15 protein-coding genes and 1 pseudogene are annotated in these 16974 nt (G+C 73.6%); 8 read left to right on the forward strand and 8 right to left on the reverse strand.

All coding sequences use genetic code 11. The annotated features are described in order from the left end of the window. Nucleotides 1-162: 162 nt before the first annotated feature. The 4 genes from AB0950_RS34055 to AB0950_RS34070 form a co-directional block, all read right to left on the reverse strand. Complete coding sequence (locus tag AB0950_RS34055; RefSeq protein ID WP_366780158.1) at nucleotides 163-2343, reverse strand: MMPL family transporter; 2181 nt, start codon at nucleotides 2341-2343, stop codon at nucleotides 163-165. A 273-nt stretch (nucleotides 2344-2616) separates the two neighbouring features. Further along, nucleotides 2617-3276 carry a maleylpyruvate isomerase N-terminal domain-containing protein gene (locus AB0950_RS34060; RefSeq protein WP_360151352.1) on the reverse strand — a complete coding sequence of 220 codons (660 nt, stop codon included), beginning with the start codon at nucleotides 3274-3276 and terminating at the stop codon, nucleotides 2617-2619. A gap of 135 nt (nucleotides 3277-3411) precedes the next feature. Beyond that, the gene (locus AB0950_RS34065) at nucleotides 3412-3777 is read right to left on the reverse strand and encodes a 5-carboxymethyl-2-hydroxymuconate delta isomerase (protein ID WP_360569861.1); all 366 of its coding nucleotides are present in this window, start codon (nucleotides 3775-3777) and stop codon (nucleotides 3412-3414) included. An 85-nt stretch (nucleotides 3778-3862) separates the two neighbouring features. After that, on the reverse strand, nucleotides 3863-4714 hold the full coding sequence (locus AB0950_RS34070; RefSeq protein WP_360569863.1) for a helix-turn-helix transcriptional regulator: 852 nt from the start codon (nucleotides 4712-4714) through the stop codon (nucleotides 3863-3865). A gap of 87 nt (nucleotides 4715-4801) precedes the next feature. Here AB0950_RS34070 and AB0950_RS34075 point away from each other — a divergent pair, with 87 nt between their 5' ends. Beyond that, a complete protein-coding gene (locus AB0950_RS34075) occupies nucleotides 4802-5593 on the forward strand; it encodes a glucose 1-dehydrogenase (protein ID WP_360151343.1) in 792 nt (263 codons plus the stop codon). 18 nt (nucleotides 5594-5611) lie between these two features. Here AB0950_RS34075 and AB0950_RS34080 read toward each other — a convergent pair whose 3' ends face one another. After that, nucleotides 5612-6484 carry an SGNH/GDSL hydrolase family protein gene (locus AB0950_RS34080; RefSeq protein ID WP_360151340.1) on the reverse strand — a complete coding sequence of 291 codons (873 nt, stop codon included), beginning with the start codon at nucleotides 6482-6484 and terminating at the stop codon, nucleotides 5612-5614. A 372-nt stretch (nucleotides 6485-6856) separates the two neighbouring features. Between AB0950_RS34080 and AB0950_RS34085 the strand changes: the two genes are divergently transcribed. The 3 genes from AB0950_RS34085 (at nucleotide 6857) to AB0950_RS34095 (ending at nucleotide 8945) form a co-directional block, all read left to right on the forward strand. Next, nucleotides 6857-7306 carry an SPW repeat protein gene (locus AB0950_RS34085; RefSeq protein ID WP_366780159.1) on the forward strand — a complete coding sequence of 150 codons (450 nt, stop codon included), beginning with the start codon at nucleotides 6857-6859 and terminating at the stop codon, nucleotides 7304-7306. A gap of 104 nt (nucleotides 7307-7410) precedes the next feature. After that, the gene (locus AB0950_RS34090) at nucleotides 7411-7863 is read left to right on the forward strand and encodes a hypothetical protein (RefSeq protein ID WP_360151334.1); all 453 of its coding nucleotides are present in this window, start codon (nucleotides 7411-7413) and stop codon (nucleotides 7861-7863) included. A gap of 77 nt (nucleotides 7864-7940) precedes the next feature. After that, nucleotides 7941-8945, forward strand: a complete 1005-nt coding sequence (locus tag AB0950_RS34095) for an NAD-dependent epimerase/dehydratase family protein (protein WP_366780160.1) — start codon at nucleotides 7941-7943, stop codon at nucleotides 8943-8945. 31 nt (nucleotides 8946-8976) lie between these two features. On the opposite strand, the gene AB0950_RS34100 is transcribed toward AB0950_RS34095, so the two are convergent. Then, entirely contained in the window at nucleotides 8977-10092 is a 1116-nt protein-coding gene (locus AB0950_RS34100) for a HAMP domain-containing sensor histidine kinase (RefSeq protein ID WP_360569865.1), read from the reverse strand. A gap of 944 nt (nucleotides 10093-11036) precedes the next feature. Next, nucleotides 11037-11750 (reverse strand): annotated as a pseudogene (locus AB0950_RS34105) (response regulator transcription factor); the annotation flags it as partial. 111 nt (nucleotides 11751-11861) lie between these two features. Between AB0950_RS34105 and AB0950_RS34110 the strand changes: the two are divergent. The 3 genes from AB0950_RS34110 to AB0950_RS34120 are packed head-to-tail and all read left to right on the forward strand — an operon-like array spanning nucleotide 11862 to nucleotide 13920. Continuing rightward, complete coding sequence (locus tag AB0950_RS34110) at nucleotides 11862-12554, forward strand: glycosyltransferase family 2 protein (protein ID WP_360569867.1); 693 nt, start codon at nucleotides 11862-11864, stop codon at nucleotides 12552-12554. Then, complete coding sequence (locus tag AB0950_RS34115) at nucleotides 12551-13168, forward strand: DUF2064 domain-containing protein (protein ID WP_360151322.1); 618 nt, start codon at nucleotides 12551-12553, stop codon at nucleotides 13166-13168. Before AB0950_RS34110 ends, AB0950_RS34115 begins: the two co-directional genes overlap by 4 nt. Next, nucleotides 13165-13920, forward strand: coding sequence for a class I SAM-dependent methyltransferase (locus AB0950_RS34120; protein WP_360151319.1), 756 nt, complete (start codon nucleotides 13165-13167; stop codon nucleotides 13918-13920). Before AB0950_RS34115 ends, AB0950_RS34120 begins: the two co-directional genes overlap by 4 nt. Nucleotides 13921-14233: 313 nt before the next feature. On the opposite strand, the gene AB0950_RS34125 is transcribed toward AB0950_RS34120, so the two are convergent. Then, a complete protein-coding gene (locus AB0950_RS34125) occupies nucleotides 14234-15469 on the reverse strand; it encodes a molybdopterin-dependent oxidoreductase (protein WP_360569873.1) in 1236 nt (411 codons plus the stop codon). A gap of 113 nt (nucleotides 15470-15582) precedes the next feature. Between AB0950_RS34125 and AB0950_RS34130 the strand changes: the two genes are divergently transcribed. After that, the gene (locus AB0950_RS34130) at nucleotides 15583-16917 is read left to right on the forward strand and encodes a hypothetical protein (protein WP_360569874.1); all 1335 of its coding nucleotides are present in this window, start codon (nucleotides 15583-15585) and stop codon (nucleotides 16915-16917) included. Nucleotides 16918-16974 lie beyond the last annotated feature (57 nt).

The raw sequence follows: 16974 nt of genomic DNA on the forward strand, positions 1-16974 counted from the left end.
AGCCGCGCATGTACTCGTCGAGGCCGCGCATCTCGAAGGAGACGTGGTGCAGGGCCGTGTGGGGTCCTGGGCGCCGCGGTGTTCACCGCGGACGCCGACGGGGAGCCCCGCCGGGCGGTCGTCGCCCGGCAGGACTCCCCGTCAGTCACCCGCGCGCTGCCGCTAGTTGCGGCGCCCCGCGGGGTCGTGGGCGGCCGAGTAGTCGTCGGTGCCCGCGCCCGGGGCGGAACCGCCGGCCCCGGTGGTCGTCACCTCCGCCCGGTCCCCGTGCCCCGGCCACCACGCGGCGTGGCCGATCAGCGCGGTGAGGCTCGGGGTGAAGAACATCGCCATGACGAAGGCGGCGACGGCGATGCCGAAGGAGACCGCGAAACCCATCTCCGTGAGCAGCGAGTTGCCCGCCAGCATCATCGTGGCGAAGGTCGCCGCCAGGATGAAGCCGGCCGCGGCGACGGTCGGCCCGGCGTGCCGCAGTGCCATGCCGGCCGCCTCGCGCGGCTCGCGGCCCTCGCGGGCCTCCTCCCGGAGCCGGGCGATCATGAGGATGTTGTAGTCGGTGCCGATGGCGACGACGAACAGATACATGATCACCGGGAGCATGAACATCAGCCCGGAGTGGCCCTCGCCCTTCTGGAAGATCCACACGGTGGCACCGAGCGTGGCGCCGAACCCGAGGCCCACCGAGGCCATCAGGTACCAGGGAGCGACCACGCTGCGCAGCAGCAGGCCCAGGATGATCATGATGAGGACGGCGGCCACCGGGAAGACCGTCTTGTAGTCGTGGTTCACCGCGGTGTTGATGTCCTTGTAGATCGAGGACATGCCGCCGACGACCGCCTTGGTGCCGTCCGGCGCGTTGGCGTGGGCGACGTCGCGCACCGTGCCCACCGCGTCGATGGCCTTGTCCGTCGACGCCTCGTACTTGAGGGTGACGGTGAAGTCCGCGGTGGTGCCGTCCTTGTTCAGCTGCGTCAACCGGGCGTTGGCGACGCCGTCCACGGCCCCGAGCTTCTGCGCGTACGCGGCGAAGCCGGACTTGTCCAGCGGCTTGCCGTCGGTGCTGGAGAGGTAGACGTCCGTGGGCGCCGCCGCACCGGCCGAGTACGCCTTCTGCATCTGGTCCTGGACGACCATGGACTCCTTGGTCTTCGGCATGGAGCCCGAGGCCAGGTCGAACGTGGCGTGGTAGCCGAAGATGCCGAGCGACAGCGCGATCAGGACGAGACCGGACAGCCCGGCGGTCAGTGCGGGGCGGCGCTGCACTCCGCGGCCGAGGGCGGCGAAGCGTGCGTTCTCCGGTTCCCTCTGCCAGGACTTGGACGGCCAGAAGACCTTCGGCCCGATCAGCGACACCACGGCCGGGATCAGGGTCAGGCCGGCGACGAGGGTCGCGCCGACCGCGATGGCGAGCGCCGGACCCATCTGCTTGAGGAAGCCGAGGGTGGACAGCACCAGCGCGAGGAAGGCGATGATGACGGCCCCGGCCGCGGAGGCGATGGCCTCGCCCACCCGGCCGACCGCGTTGATCATGGCCTCCTTGGCCTCGTCACCGGCGCGCAGACGTTCGCGGTAGCGGAACATCAGGAACAGGAAGTAGTCCGTGCCCACGCCGAAGAGCACGACGATCAGGATGGACGAGATCGAGCTGTTCGCCTGGAGGTCGAACAGCTTGGTGGCGTAGGCGATCAGGCCGTTGGCGACGGCCGACACCAGGCCGATCAGCACCAGGGGCAGGATTGCCAGGATCGGCGCCCGGAAGATGATCAGCAGGGTCACCAGGATGATCGCGAAGGTGCCGAAGCCGATCAGCGCCTGGCCTCGCTTGGACGAGTCCTGCTGGTCGAGGGCCTGGGCGGCGGAGCCGCCGAGCTTGACGTCGAGATGCGTGCCCTTGGCCAGCTGCTTGACGTCGTCGCGCAACACCTTGGCCGCGTCGGCCTGTTTGGGCTGACCGGCGTTCTTGCTGTCCATCTGCACCAGGGTGAGGGCGTACCTGCCGTCCTTGGACGGCGGGCCGGGGACGACCTTCTGCACCTGGTCGATGTGCTTGCCGCCCAGTTCGGTGGTGATCCGGGCGACGTCCTTCTTGTCGGCGGCGGTCAGCCTGCCGCCGTCCGTGCGCTGGTACAGCGCGATCGCGGACGGCGTGAAGGCGCTGGGGAACGCCTTCTGCTGGAGATCCGCCGCTTTGATGGACTCGTAACTTTTCGGCAGGAAACTGCTCTCGTCGCTGTTCGAGGGCAGACTCGGCGCGGTGGCGACGATCGCCACCGCGGCGATCAGCCATGCCACGATCGTCCACACGGGATGTCGGACGACGGTGCTGCCAATTCGTCGGAACATGCGGAAGGTCCTCCTGGGCAGGAAGATCACCGCAGCCCGGGGAGCGGTCCCTGGCATCGGCGACCCAGAACGGCACGTATGTAACGGACCGGTTGGATGGTTGTCTTGTGGGCCACATGGTAGTGACCCGATGCGAAGATCATCTCATCAGGTGGGCCCGGGTTCGAGCGAGTTTCGAGCGCTCGGCAGGTCGGGGCGCACAGAGGGACGCACGAACACCCAAGGGGCACGGCGGTTTTCGGCGCTGGAGACGATGGAGCGGACGGCGGCCGCTCAGCCGAGGACGAACGGGAGCCGGCCGGCCACGTCGCCCAGCGCGGTCTGTTCGGCGTCGCTCGGCGCGCGGCGTCCGGTGCCCACCAGCAGCGCGTCCGTGTCGGAGAAGGAATCGGGGAACGCGGTCCCGGCGATCTTCTCCAGCGCGGCGCGCGCCGCCGCGAGGGTCTCGGCGGGCGGCCCGGCGGCCGACCCCGGCGGCAGCTGGGCGATCAGGTCGAGGTGGTGCAGGGTCCACTCGAGCACGTACGCGGACAGGTAGTCGCCGACGGTCAGGACGTCGTCACGGGTGCGGACGCGGGCGGCCGGGTCGGCGAGTGCGGCGGCGCGGCCCGCGGCCGAACCGACGTCGTCCAGGTGGAACTTGAGCAGCCGCGGCTCGCCGTAGGCGGCGGCCAGCCGGGGGATCAGCGCATCCAGCGGGTCGTCTCCGGTCGGCGGCTCGACGAGCTTCCAGTAGGTGGCCGCGTCCACGGTCGGTTCGGTGTCCGCCGGCGTCACGAGGGTGATCAGGACGTCCTGGGCGTCGATGACCAGGTGGCACACCAGGTCCCGTACCAGCCAGCCGGCGCAGCCGGACGGCCGCTCGAAGTCCTCGTCCGGGAGTTCCGCGACCGCGGTGCGCAATGCCGTCCAGGAGCGTGAGAAGAGGTCCACCGGCGGCACGCTAGTGCGGCCCGGTGCGGCGGACAACCGAATTCGGGCCCCTCCGGGCCGGCTCCGGCGGCCGGCTCACCGCGCCGACGGAGACAACCGAATGCGGGCCTCCCCGGCCCGGCTCCGGCGGCCGGCTCACCGCGCCGACGGCGCGAGCCGGTAGGAGGCGGCGAGGTCGCGCACCTCCACCGAGAGGAACACCCGCTCGCGGTCGCCGTCGTCGGCGGGCAGATGCTTGGCGAGCAGGGCGAGCACGCTCTCGGACAGCCGCGCCTTCTGATCCTCGGGGCGGCCGGGCATGAGGCCGACTTCCACATGGACGAAGACGGCGTCCGTACCCGGTCCGTCCCCGACGTACGTCCCGGCCGGCCGCAGCAGCGTCTTGCACACCCCCGAGGTGCCGGACTCCTCGACCACGAGCGGGTGCAGCTCCTCCACGAAGGCGCGGGCGTCGAACGCTCCGGCCAGCCGGGAGGAGTAGTCGATGGTGAGGTGCGGCATGGAGGGCGGCCTTTCACGGTTCCCCGTAGTTTCTTCGGGCAACTATTTTCCCTCATGCCGCGAGGCGTCGTACGGCGGGTCCGGTTCAGCGGGTGGTGTCCATGCGCTGGGTGCCGAGCACCGCCAGCAGCCGCAGCGCCTCCTCGGACGGCGTGCCGGGGACGGCGGTGTAGATCACGACCTGCTGGTCCCGGCCGGTGATGTCGAGGGCGTCGCAGTCGACGGTGACCGGCCCGACCAGGGGATGCCGGAACGTCTTGCGGTGCGCGGGCTGCGCGTCCACGTCATGGGAGTCCCACAGCCGGGCGAACTCCTCGCTGCCGGACCGGAGTTCACGGACCAGCCCGGTCACCTCGGGGTCGTCGGGGTAGCGGGCGGCGGCCGTGCGCAGCCGGTGCACCGCGTGCCGGGAGAACGCCGCCACGTCGGACACGCCGTACAACAGCCGCTCTCCGGAGCGCGGGCCGAGGAAAGCGCGGCGCGCGAGGTTGCGGTCGCGGCGGGAGAGGGCGGAGAAGTCCTCCATGAGGGCGGCGGCCAGCTCGTTCCAGGCGAGCACCTCCAGGGTGGCCGAGGTGACGAAGGCGGCGGACTGCGGCAGCCGGTGCACCAGGTCGAGGATGCTCTGCCGCACCTCGCGGCAGGGTCCGGGCGCCGGGGCCGGCGGGGTCCCGGCGAGGAGGTGCAGGTGCTCGCGCTCGGCGTCCGTGAGCCTCAGGGCGCGGGCCAGCCCGGCCAGTACCTCGCGGGACGGGCGCGGGCCGCGGGCCTGCTCGAGCCGCGTGTAGTACTCGGTGGAGATGAACGCCAGCTGCGCCACCTCCTCGCGGCGCAGGCCGGGTGTGCGGCGGCGCGGCCCCGCGGCCATGCCCACGTCGGCCGGGCTGATCCGCTCGCGCCTGCTGCGCAGGAAGCCCGCCAGTTCTGCTCTGTCCACACCCCCAGTGTGCGCGGGGGCCGGGCGGGTGATCCAGGTACTGGCGGTGCCTGGATGGCTCCCGCCCGCGGACGCAGGCTCGCTGCCATGGACAACACACCGAGCAAGGACACGACCGGGCGGGGACTGCTGGCCGGCAAGGCCGCCTTCGTCTCCGGCGCCGGGCGCGGCATCGGCGCCGCCGCCGCGCGGCTGTTCGCCCGGGAAGGCGCCCGGGTCCTGCTGGCGGCCCGCACGGAGGCGCAGCTGAAGGCGGTCACGGAGGAGGTACGGTCCGCGGGCGGCACCGCGGACTACGTGGTGTGCGACCTCGCCGACACCGCGAGCGTGCGGGCCGCCGTGGACCGTGCCGTGGACCTCTACGGCCGCCTCGACATCGCCTTCAACAACGGGGCGGCCATCCAGCCGCCCGGCCCCATGGACCAGTTGCCGGAGGCCGTGTTCGACCATCTGTACACGGTGAACCTCAAGAGCGTCTGGCTGGCCATGGTCGCCGAGGTCGCCGCCATCCGCGCCACCGCCGGGACCGGCGCCATCGTCAACAACTCCTCCATCGGCAGCCTGCGGGGCAACCCCGAACTCCCGGCGTACGGCGCGATGAAGCGGGCGGTGAACAGCCTGACCGAGTCGGCCGCCGTGACCTACGGTCCCGAGGGCATCCGCGTCAACGCGATCGCGCCCGGCAACACGCTGACCGAGATGATCCGGACCTGGGAGGCGGAGTCCCCCGGGCTGCAGGACCGGCTCACGGCGCTGACCCCGCTGCGTCGCGGGGCCGCGCCGGAGGAGATCGCCGAGGCGGCCGCCTGGCTGCTCAGCGACCGTGCCTCCTTCGTGACGGGGACGGTGCTGCGGGTCGACGGCGGCGCCCGGGCCTGATCACGCCCGGCGCCTGCGTCAGCCCAGACCGAGCACGCTCATGGTGCGCTCCGCCATGCGCTGCTCGCCGAGCGCGTTGGGGTGCACCGGGACGAGGTTCTGCCCGAACAACAGCGGCTCGATCCACCGGGTGCCGACGGCCTGGCACGCGTCGTGACCCTCGGACGCCTGGGAGAAGTCCACGAACCTGGCGCCGCTCTCCTCGGCGGCGCGCTGCACGACCGCGTTGAGATGGGCCTGGAGGGCGTGCACGTACGGCACGTCGCCGGAGGCGATCGGCAGCTTCGCGAAGCAGGACGGGTCCGCCTTGGCGGGTGTGATCCACGGGTAACCGAGCACGGCCACCCGCGCGTTCGGGGCCTTGGCGCGTACGGCGCGCAGCGCGTTCTTCAGCGCGGGGTAGGTCTTGGCGTCGATGGCGTCGTCGAAGGAGCTGCCGTAGGTGTCCTTGCAGGGGCTGCCCTGTCCCGCGGTGAGGACGCCCGCGCTGCCGCAGGCCAGCATGGCGTTGATGAAGGTGCCGTTGTCGTTGCCGCCGATCGTCAGCGTGATCAGGTCGGTGTCCGCGCCGACCGCGTCCGCCTGCGGGGCGACCCCGGGGTACTGCGACGCGGTGAAGTCCTTGGTCTGGGCGGCGCCGCAGGTGACGTCCGTCAGCCGGGCGCCGGTGCGGGCGGCCAGCACGTGCGGGTAGTTCGCCGTGGAGCGCAGACAGACCAGGTTGCTCGTGTCAATGGGCAACACGCCGGAACCGGCGCTGTAACTGTCACCCAGGGCGGCGTAGTTGAGGGTGGTGGACGCCTGGGCGGGGGCGGCGGTGACGCCGAGGACCAGCGCGCCGGCGAGCGCGGTCGTCGCGGCCATGACACGGCGCAGGGCGGACTTGGGCATGGGTGTAGGGCTCTCTCTTCTCGGGATGGGGACACCGGAGTGGCGGGCACGGGGATGCCCGCACGGGCGCCGGTGCGGGAGAACGCGGCGGCTCAGAGCGTGCGGAGGTGCCGGCCGTTGCGGCGTGGGCGTGGGGCACCCGCCACAACGGCCGTGACGTGCTGTTTCGCGGGGTTACCGCTGGTACTACCGATAAGTAATGTGCGGGCGCCGCACCGCGGAGTCAACGCTGTTGACAGAGATTCTTAAAACCCCGCCAGTCACTGTGACCCAGATCACTGGGTAAATAGGGCCAAAGACCGCTATTTCACCCCTGTGGGGGAACGCGTCGTGGCACAAGGACCCTACGGACATGCAGAGGAGGCGGCAGAGATGTCGTATCCGCAGCACTCCACCGGGATGTCCGGGCACCCCGAGATCGCCGAGATGCGGGAACGGCTCGAGCGTACGGCGTCCAGCAGACAGGCGATCATGGTCGAGGGCTTGATCCTCCTGGCCGGTGTGTACGCCGCCATCTCGCCCTGGGTCGTGCACTTCGCGGCGACCAACCCGAACATCACCGTCAACAACCTGATCGTCGGCATCACCGTGGGCCTCATCGGCCTGGGTCTGGCCCTGGCCCCGGAGCGGATGTTCCGCATGGCCTGGGTGGTCGCCCCGTTCGGCGTGTGGCTGATGATCTCGCCCTGGGTGGTGACGGCCGCCCACGGCGCACGCGCCGGCATCATCTGGAACAACTGCTGGCTGGGCGCCATCACCTTCCTGCTGGGCTGTGCGGCCATGGGACTGACCGTGGGTCTCGCCCGGCGCGCCCCCCGGTGACCATCTGAAACCGACGGCGTGCCGCGGTGGTGGACAGGCGGCACGCCCGGCCCGTCCCCCGGGCCGCCGGGGGCCGGGCCGCAGCGACCGAGGGAGTGGAAGCGTTGAAGAGGCCTCGGAGCGTGCGGATGCGCGGCTGGCGGTGGCGCCGGAACCCGCTCCGGCGGCGCAGTGATGTCGTCGAGGCCTGGCTGCTTCTCGGGGCCTGGACCATCGCCCTGGTGTCGGGCCTCATCGTGGGACTCCTGACCGCGGACGCCGTGGGTCACGTGACGCCCCGCTCGGCCCCGCCCGCCGCCACGGCGGTGACGGACCCCGAGAGCGCGCAGCCCCCGAGCCCCGGGGCGGCAGACGACGCAGCGAAGACCAGCCGTCCCGTCGCCGAGCAGTCGCCCGGCGCGAAGGCCGTCGTCGCCATGATGGCGGCAGCGGCCACAGGCGGCCTGGTGTGGGCCGGGACCCGGGCGGTGCGCAGCCGGATCGACGAGCGGCGCATGGAGCAGTGGGCCGCGGAGTGGGAACGGTTCGACGCCCACCGGGGGCCCAGGACGGGCTGAGCCCACACCTCTTACGGAGTCATGACGCACCGGCCGCGCCGCCCGCCGCCGGTGCCGGCCACGTCTAGCGTGGCCGTATGCGTGTACTGGTCACCGGCGGTGCCGGGTTCATCGGGTCCCATGTCGTCGAGGCGCTGCAGGCGAGCGGGCACGAGCCGCTCGTGTACGACGTCCGCGACGATCCCGGCGCGGACGTCCGCAACCCGGCGGCCGTCGCCCGCGCGCTGGCCGGCGTGGACGCCGTCTGCCACCAGGCGGCGATGGTCGGCCTCGGCGACGGTGTGGCCGACGCGGCGGAGTACGTCTCGCGCAACGATCTCGGCACGGCCGTGCTGGTCGCGGCCATGGCGCAGGCGGGGGTACGGCGGCTGGTGCTCGCGGGCTCGATGGTGGTCTACGGGGAGGGGCGGTACGAGTGCCCGCGGCACGGCGCCGTACGGCCGGGCCCGCGGGCCGTGGCCGATCTCGACGCGGGCCGGTTCGAGCCCTCCTGCCCGCGCTGCGGGGCGGAGTTGAGCGCCGGCCTGGTGGGCGAGGACGCCGCGCCCGATCCCCGGAACGTGTACGCCGCGTCCAAGCTGGCCCAGGAGCACCTGGCCGCCGCCTGGGCCCGCAGCACGGGTGGTTCGGCCGTGTCGTTGCGCTACCACAACGTGTACGGGCCCCGGATGCCCCGGGACACCCCGTACGCGGGTGTCGCGTCCTTCTTCCGCTCGGCGCTCGCCCGCGGCGAGGCCCCCCGCGTCTTCGAGGACGGCCGGCAGCGGCGGGACTTCGTGCACGTCCGGGACGTGGCCGCGGCCAACGTGGCCGCCCTGGAGGCGGAGCCGGCACCGGGTGTGCTCACGGCGTACAACACCGGCAGCGGCGAGCCGCGCACCGTCGGCGAGCTGGCGTGGGCCCTGGCCGGCGCCTGCGGGGGCCCGGAGCCCGTGGTCACCGGGGAGTACCGGCTGGGGGACGTACGGCACATCACCGCCGACTCCTCGCGGCTGCGGGCCGACCTGGGCTGGAAGCCGCAGGTCGGATTCGCGGAGGGCATGCGGGAGTTCGCCGAGGGCGCCGTACCGCGCGAGAAGTGACCACTGCGGAAAAGGGAACGGCGCATGGGCCTCAGGACACCGGCACCACAGGCAGTGTCACCTCGAAGCGGCACCCGCCCGGGATGTTCTGCACGCTGGCCCGGCCCTGGTGGGCCTCCACGATGCCCCGCACGATGGCCAGGCCGAGGCCCGCGCCCGCCGGCGGGGTGCGGGCGTCGGTGCCGCGCCACCCCGTGTCGAAGACGCGCGGCAGGTCGTCCTCGGGGATGCCGCCGCAGCCGTCGGTGACGGACAGGACCACTCCGTCGGCGGTGCGCTCGGCGGCCACCGCGACCGTGCCGTCGGGAGGGGTCCGGCGGATGGCGTTGACCAGGAGGTTGCCGAGCACCCGGGTCATCTCCTTGCCGTCCACCTCCACCGGCACGGGTTCGACGCGGTCGCCCACGAGACGTACGCCGTGTTCCCGGGCGAGCGGGTCGGCGCCCGCGAGTGCGTCGCCGACCAGGTCGTACAGGGAGATCCGGGACGGGCTGAGCGGGAGGGTGCCCGCGTGGATGCGGGAGAGTTCGAAGAGGTCGCCGACCATGTCGTTGAGCCGTTCGACCTCGGTGCGGATCTGCTTGAGATAGCGGCCGGGGTCGGCGGCCACGCCGTCCTCCAGCGCCTCCGACATGGCACGCAGTCCGGCCAGCGGGGTGCGCAGGTCGTGCGAGATCCAGGCGACCAGCTCGCGCCGGGACTTCTCCAGCGCGCGCTCCCGCTCGCGGGATTCGGCGAGCCGCGCGCTGGTGGCGGCCAGCTCGCGGCTGAGCGCGTCCAGTTCGGCGGTGGCCGGCCCGTGCGGGGCGGCGAAGGCGCCGGCGTCGCCGAACGAGCGGGCCGCGTCGGTCAGTTCACGGCTGCGGGCGGCCACCCAGCGGCCCAGGAGCAGCGCGGTGACGAGCGAGACCACGGCCGCCATGGCGACGACGGTGGTGACCACGCTCAGGTCGTGCGAGGACAGGAACATGGCCCAGGCGACGGCGAGCGTGCCCGCGAGCATGGCGACGACGCCGACCGCCGCGACCACGGCGATGGAGGCGGTGAGCGAGCGGCGCCGGAGCAACCGCAGCAGGCCCGCTCCGGCGGCCCCCGCGGCCGCGGCACCGGCGAAGGCGTACAAGGCGATGAGGAGAGTGGCACGCATGGTCAGTGCACCGCCTCACCGGGACGCAAGCCGCGCTGGGGGCCGGGTTCGGGGCCGGATTCCCTGCCGGGCTCGGAGCCGGTTTCGAAGCCGCGCTCGGCGCCGGGTTCGGAGCCGCCGTCGAAGCCTCGCTCAGGGCCGCCCCCGAAGCCGGTTCCGGAGCCGCGCTCGGAGCCGGACTCGAAGCGGGGTTCGGGGCTGGACTCGAAGCGGGGTTCGGAGCCGGACTCGGAGCCGCACTCGGAGCCGGTTTCGAAGCCGCGCTCGGCGCCGGGTTCGGAGCCGCCGTCGAAGCCTCGCTCAGGGCCGCCCCCGAAGCCGGTTCCGGAGCCGCGCTCGGAGCCGGACTCGAAGCGGGGCTCGAAGCCGCGCTCGGCGCCGGGTTCGGAGCCGCCCTCGAAGCCTCGCTCAGGGCCGCCCCCGAAGCCGGTTCCTGAGCCGCGCTCGGAGCGGGGCTCGGAGCCGGACTCGAAGCGGGGCTCGAAGCCGGACTCGAAGCGGGGTTCGGAGCCGGATTCGGAGCCGCACTCGGATCCGGTTTCGAAGCCGCGCTCGGCGCCGGGTTCGGAGCCGCCCTCGAAGCCTCGCTCAGGGCCGCCCCCGAAGCCGGTTCCGGAGCCGCGCTCGGAGCGGGGCTCGGAGCCGGACTCGAAGCGGGGTTCGGGGCTGGGTTCGGAGCCGCACTCGGATGCGGTTTCGAAGCCGCGTCCGGGGCCGCGCCCGGGACCGGGTTCGAAGGCGGGCACGGAGCGGGGCTCGGAGCCGGTTTCAAAGCCGGGCTCCGAGCCAGATCCGAAGCCGGTTTCCGCGCCGAGCTGGGAGCCTGGCTCGGAGCCGGATTCCAAGCCGGATTCCCTGCCGGGCCCGGAGCCGGTTTCGAAGCTGGATGGGGAGCCGGATTCGAAGCCAGGCTCGGAGCCCGTTTCGGTTCCGGGTTCGGAGCCCGGGTCGAAGCGGTAGCCCACGCCCCACACCGTCTGGATCAGCCGGGGCCGGGCCGGATCGTCCTCGATCTTGCCGCGCAGGCGCCGGACATGGACGGTGACGGTCGACAGGTCGCCGAAGTCCCAGCCCCACACCGCGCGCATCAGGTCCTCGCGGCTGTAGGCGCGGCCCGGGTGCCTCAGGAAGAACGCGAGCAGGTCGAACTCCCGAAGCGTGAGGGCGAGTTCATGGCCGTTCTTGGTGGCCCGGCGGGCATCGGGGTCGACACGGAGCCCTGCCGCGGCCAGCCGGTGCCCGGTGGCGGCGGGGCGGCTGCGGCGCAGCACCGACTCCACGCGCAGGACGAGTTCGCGCGGGCTGAAGGGCTTGGTGACGTAGTCGTCGGCGCCGACCTCCAGGCCGAGGATGCGGTCGTCCTCGTCGCCGCGGGCGGTGAGCATGATGACCGGCACGGGCCCGCCGTCCCGCATCCGCCGGCACACCTCCAGGCCGTCCATGCCGGGCAGCATCAGATCGAGCACCACCAGGTCGGGCCGGTGCGCGGCGGCGCGGGTGAGGGCGGTCGGGCCGTCGTCGGCGCGGTCGACCACATAGCCGGCGCGGTGCAGATATCCGGTGACGATCTCGGCGACGGTCGGATCGTCGTCCACGACCAGGATCCGGGCCGTCGCGCCGGCGGCGTCGGTCCCTCGGGGCTCGTACGGCGAGTGCATGCCTCCAGCCTCGCACCACGCGCCCGCCGCCGGTGGGCCGCGGGTCGGGCGTCCGCGTTTCGTAAGGACCATGAGTCCGATTTGCCCGATCCGCGTTCGTAGGGTGAAACCGTGACGACCACTTCTGCGGACGTCGACGTGGTGCTGCCCTGCCTGGACGAAGCCGAGGCCCTGCCCTGGGTGCTCGGCCGGATCCCGGCCGGCTGGCGCGCCCTCGTCGTCGACAACGGTTCCACCGACGGCTCCCCCGGCATCGCCCGCGCACTCGGCGCCACGGTGGTGCACGAACCGCGCCGCGGCTTCGGCGCCGCCTGCCACGCCGGGCTGACCGCGGCCACGGCCGACATCGTGTGCTTCTGCGACTGCGACGCCTCCCTCGACCCCGCGCTGCTCGTGCCCTTCGTACGGGAGATCCGTCAGGGCGCGGCCGACCTGGTCCTCGGCCGGCGCCGCCCCGAGGGCCGGGGCGCCTGGCCCGTGCACGCCCGCGCGGGCAACCTGGCGCTGGCCCGGATGCTGCGCCGCCGTACCGGACTGCGCCTGCACGACCTCGGACCCCTGCGGGCCGCCCGCCGCGAGCCGCTGCTCGCGCTCGGCCTCACCGACCGGCGCAGCGGCTACCCGCTGCAGATGGTCGTCCGCGCGGCCGACGCCGGCTGGCGCGTCACCGAGCACGACGTGCCCTACCGGCCGCGCACCGGCGCCTCCAAGGTGACGGGCACCTGGCGCGGCACCTGGCAGGCCGTGCGGGACATGAGCCGCGTGCTGGCGGAGACCCCGGCCGGCGGGGAGCTCGTACGGTGACCACGCTGCTCGTCATCGCCAAGGAACCGCTGCCGGGGCGGGTCAAGACCCGGCTCACCCCGCCGTTCACCCCGCAGCAGGCGGCACGGCTCGCGCAAGCGGCGCTCGTGGACACCCTGCACGCGGTGGCGGCGGCCCCCGCGACCCGGCGTGTCCTCGTCCTCGACGGCACGCCCGGCTCCTGGCTGCCGCCCGGCTTCGAGGTGCTGCCGCAGTGCGCGGGCGGTCTCGACGAACGGCTGGCGGACGCCTTCGCGCACTGCACCGGCCCGGCGCTGCTCATCGGCATGGACACCCCGCAGGTGACGCCCGAGCTGCTCACCGTCGACTTCGTCGGCTGCGACGCCTACTTCGGACCGGCCGAGGACGGCGGCTTCTGGGCCCTGGGCCTGGCCCGGCCCGAACCCGCGCTGCTGCGGGGCGTGCCCATGTCGACACCGGTGACCGGGGCCGTGCAGCGGGAGCGGCTGCTCGCGGCCGGGCTGCGGGTGCGGGAGCTGCCCCGGCTGCGGGACGTCGACACCGCCGACGACGCCCGGGCCGTCGCCGCACTCGCCCCCCACGGCCGGTTCGCGGCACAGCTCGCCGGCTGCGCACCGGTCGGCCCGCGATGACGGGCAGCTCGGTCGCCTGGGCGGCCGCCGACCCCTACTCCACCGCGCTGCGCACCGGCCGCGGCCCGCTGTTCCTGCGCCGCACCGACGGCTGGCTGCTGCCGCTGGAGGTGGAGCGCTGGTGCGCCCGCGCGGACGCCGTGGACCGGGCGGTACTGGACCACTGCGAGGGCGCCGTCCTGGACGTCGGCTGCGGGCCGGGCCGGCTGGTGGCGGAACTCGCCGCCCGCGGCCGTACGGTGCTCGGCATCGACGTCAGCGAGGCCGCCGTGGACCACACCGTCCGGCTCGGCGGACAGGCGCTGCGGCGCTCGGTGTTCGAGCCGCTGCCCGGCGAGGGCCGCTGGGACACCGTGCTGCTGATGGACGGCAACATCGGCATCGGCGGTGAGCCGGCCGCCCTGCTGCAGCGGGTCGCCGCGCTGCTGCGCCCCGGCGGACTGCTGATCGCCGAGACGGTGCCGGGGCACGTCGACGAACGCGCCCGGGTGCAGGTGGTCGACACGGTCGCCGGCGCCCGGGTCGCCGGCGCCCCGTTCCCGTGGGCGCGCCTGGGCACCCCGGCCCTGCTGCGGTACGCGCGCAGGGCCGGGTGGTATCCGGTCGCTCAGTGGTCCGCGGGCGGCCGGTGCTTCGCCTCCCTGCGCACCCGAAGCACCAGCAGCAGCGCCGAGCCGCCGAAGAGCACGGCGGTGATCAGCAGCCAGCGGGTGAGGAAGCCGTCCGGGGAGAGTCCGGTCGCCGACCGGTAGCGCCGGGTCGTCATGCCGCTGATCAGCGGGAACCAGACGAGCAGGAGCAGCCCGGACAGCAGCGCGGGGACGCGCACGTACAGCGTCCGGCCGCGCCGTCCGGCCGCCCCGAGACCGCGGACGACGGCCCGGTCGGCCACCGTGTACAGCGGCACCAGCACGAGGTCGTGCAGCAGGGCGGCGCCCACGATCCACAGCGCCACCCCGAACCAGTCACCGGCCAGCAGCCGGATCCCGGCGTAGGCGGCGAGGGCGAACGAGCAGGCGAGCAGCAGCAGTTGGAAGGGGCTGCCCAGGCTCAGGCGTCGCGGCATCACAGGTCTCCGAAGGTCAGTCGGGCCACCCACTTGGTGTTCAGCACCCCGGGCGCCGCGGGGACGATGATCCGCGCCGGGCGGCCGTGGTCGGGGGAGAGTTCCTCGCCGTTGACGAAGAGCGCGAGCAGGGAGCGTCCGTCGGCCACCTGGTTGGCGCGCAGGGCCGCGCGGCGGAACGCGCCGTGCCGTTGCAGGGACTCCACGAGGACGTCCGGCGGATCGCCGTCGTACCCGACGAGCGCCGCGAGGTCGCGCAGCCGCACCCCGCGCCACCACTGGTCGGCGGTGGACCAGCCCTCCACGCAGGCGATCGGCAACGACGCGCTGTGCTGCGGCAGTTGGAGCAGCTGGGCGCGGCTGAGCCGGACGGTTCCGGTGCGGCCGGTGACGACGAGCCGCCAGGCGTCCTCGTGCGTGTCGGCCGCCGTGATGCCGGCGTAGGCGGCGGTCTTGTTGATCTGGAAGCCGTTCGGGCCGCCGCCGGGGTCGGCCGTGCCGTGCGGCGCGAGCAGGGCCGTACGGCGGAAGGGGCCGCCGAGGCTCTGCCCGACGGTGGTCAGGAACAGCAGCAGCGAACCACCGCCGACCAGCCCCAGCGCGCCGCGCCGGGAGGTGGTGGGCGCGTCCGGGCGCGGGGCGACCAGGTCGCCGGCCTCCGGCCGTCGCCTGCCGCGTACGGTGCGCACCGCGGCCGGTGTCTTGAGCGCCGCGTGGGCCAGGAACGCGGCGAAGAACACCCAGGCGCCGTAGAAGTGCAGCGGGTAGAAGGAGCCGGGGAAGACGTAGTCCAGCTGGACGTTGAGGACACCGGTGGTGAACTCGAACAGCCCTCCCCCGACCAGCAGCACCAGGGAGAGCCGCTCCAGGGCGTGGGCGAGGGAGCGGGCCGGCGGCAGGGTGAACAGCCTCGGCACCACCGACCACAGCTTGGCCAGCAGGACGGGGATCAGGGTGATGCCGAGCGTGACGTGGACGCCCTGGGTGAGCCGGTACAGCCACACCGGGTCGGTGGGCCAGGCGAAGAGGTAGAAGCCCAGGACGCCCTTGTCCGGTGTCTGGTCGTTCACCCGTGCCAGGCCGGGGTTGTACGCGGCGTACGACACCAGGCCGGTCACGAACAGGACGGTGATGCCGGCGAGCAGCACGAGGCCGAGCACGGAGGTGAACCAGGGGCCGCGCAGCGGGCTGCGCCAGAAACCTGGGGAAGTGGGAAGCCGGGGATGATCGCGCATGTCCCGACCGTAGGCCGGGACACCCCCGCGAAAGGGTGCGCGACCGGTGACGAAACGCTGACGTCCGGCCCGCACGGCGGCCGCATGCCGCTCGCCCGGCCTAGCGTGCCGGTGTGACCCGATCTCTCCGCCGTGACCTGTACGCCGCGTGTGCCGCCGCCCTCCTCGTGACGGCGGCGGTCCTGGTCGGCCGGCACATCCAGGACACCCGCCACACCCTGTTCGTGCACTGGCCGCCGCTGTTCGCCGACTGGGACCCGCATCTCGGGCCCGGCACGCCGGCGGCCCTGGCGGTGGCGGCGGCCGTCGTCGCGTACGGCCCCGCCGTGGCGGCCCGGCTGCCCTGGCGCGGGCTGCTCGCGGCGGCCTGGGCGAGCGCCCTGGCCTGGATCGTGTCCCTCGCCCTGGTCGACGGCTGGCGCCGGGGCATCGCGGGCCGGCTGACCACCCGCAACGAATACCTCCGGGTCATCGGCCGCTTCCACGACATCCCGGCCGCCCTGCGGGACTTCACGCACCACATCGTCAGCGGCACACCCGACCCGTGGCCCGCCCACATCGCCGGCCATCCGCCGGCGGCGACGCTCACCTTCGTGCTGCTGGACCGGATCGGGCTGCGGGGCGGCGGCTGGGCCGGAATGTGGTGCATCACCGTAGGCGCGACAGGGTGCGTGGCCGTGCTGATCGCGCTGCGCGCACTGGCCGGCGAGGCGCTCGCGCGCCGTGCCGCGCCGTTCCTGGTGCTCGCCCCGGCCGCGGTGTGGCAGGGCGCCTCCGCCGACGGCTACTTCGCGGCCGTCGCCGCCTGGTCCCTGGCGCTGCTCGCCCTGGCCGTGACCCGGCGGTCCCACGGGTGCGCGGCGGCCTCGGGGCTGCTCTTCGGCCTGACCTGCTACCTCTCCTACGGCCTGACGCTCTTCGCCCTGATCGGCGCGGCCGTCGTCGTCCTCGCGCGCGGCGGACTGCGAGAGCGCCCCGCGCTCGTGCTGTCCCTGCTCGCCGGACTGGCCGTGTTCCCCGTGGTGTTCACGCTCGCCGGTTTCGACTGGTGGCACGCGTACCACCTCCTCGTCACGCGCTACTACCAGGGCGTCGGCGGCACCCGCCCCTACGGCTACTGGGTCTGGGCCAACCTCGCCTGCACCGCCGTGATCACCGGCCCGGCGACGGCGGCGGGCCTGCGCCGGACGACCACGGCCCTGCTTCCCGGGTCCGGCCCCAGGCGCCTGCCGGAGACAGCTCTCGCTCTCCTCGTCACCGCGGCACTGCTCGCCCTGCTGATCGCGGACCTGTCCGGCATGAGCAAGGCGGAGACGGAGCGCATCTGGCTGCCCTTCGCCCTCTGGCTCCTCCCCGCCTGCGCCCTCCTGCCCCGCCCCCGCCCCTGGCTGGCCGCCCAGGCGGTCCTGGCCCTGCTCCTCAACCACCTGCTGCTGACCGGCTGGTGAGCCTCCCGGCCGCGCCTGGCCGCACCTGGCCGCAGGAGTGACGCCCCGTGACCGCCG

The sequence above is a fragment of the Streptomyces sp. NPDC007189 genome (assembly GCF_040703635.1).
Taxonomy (GTDB): Bacteria; Actinomycetota; Actinomycetes; order Streptomycetales; family Streptomycetaceae; genus Streptomyces.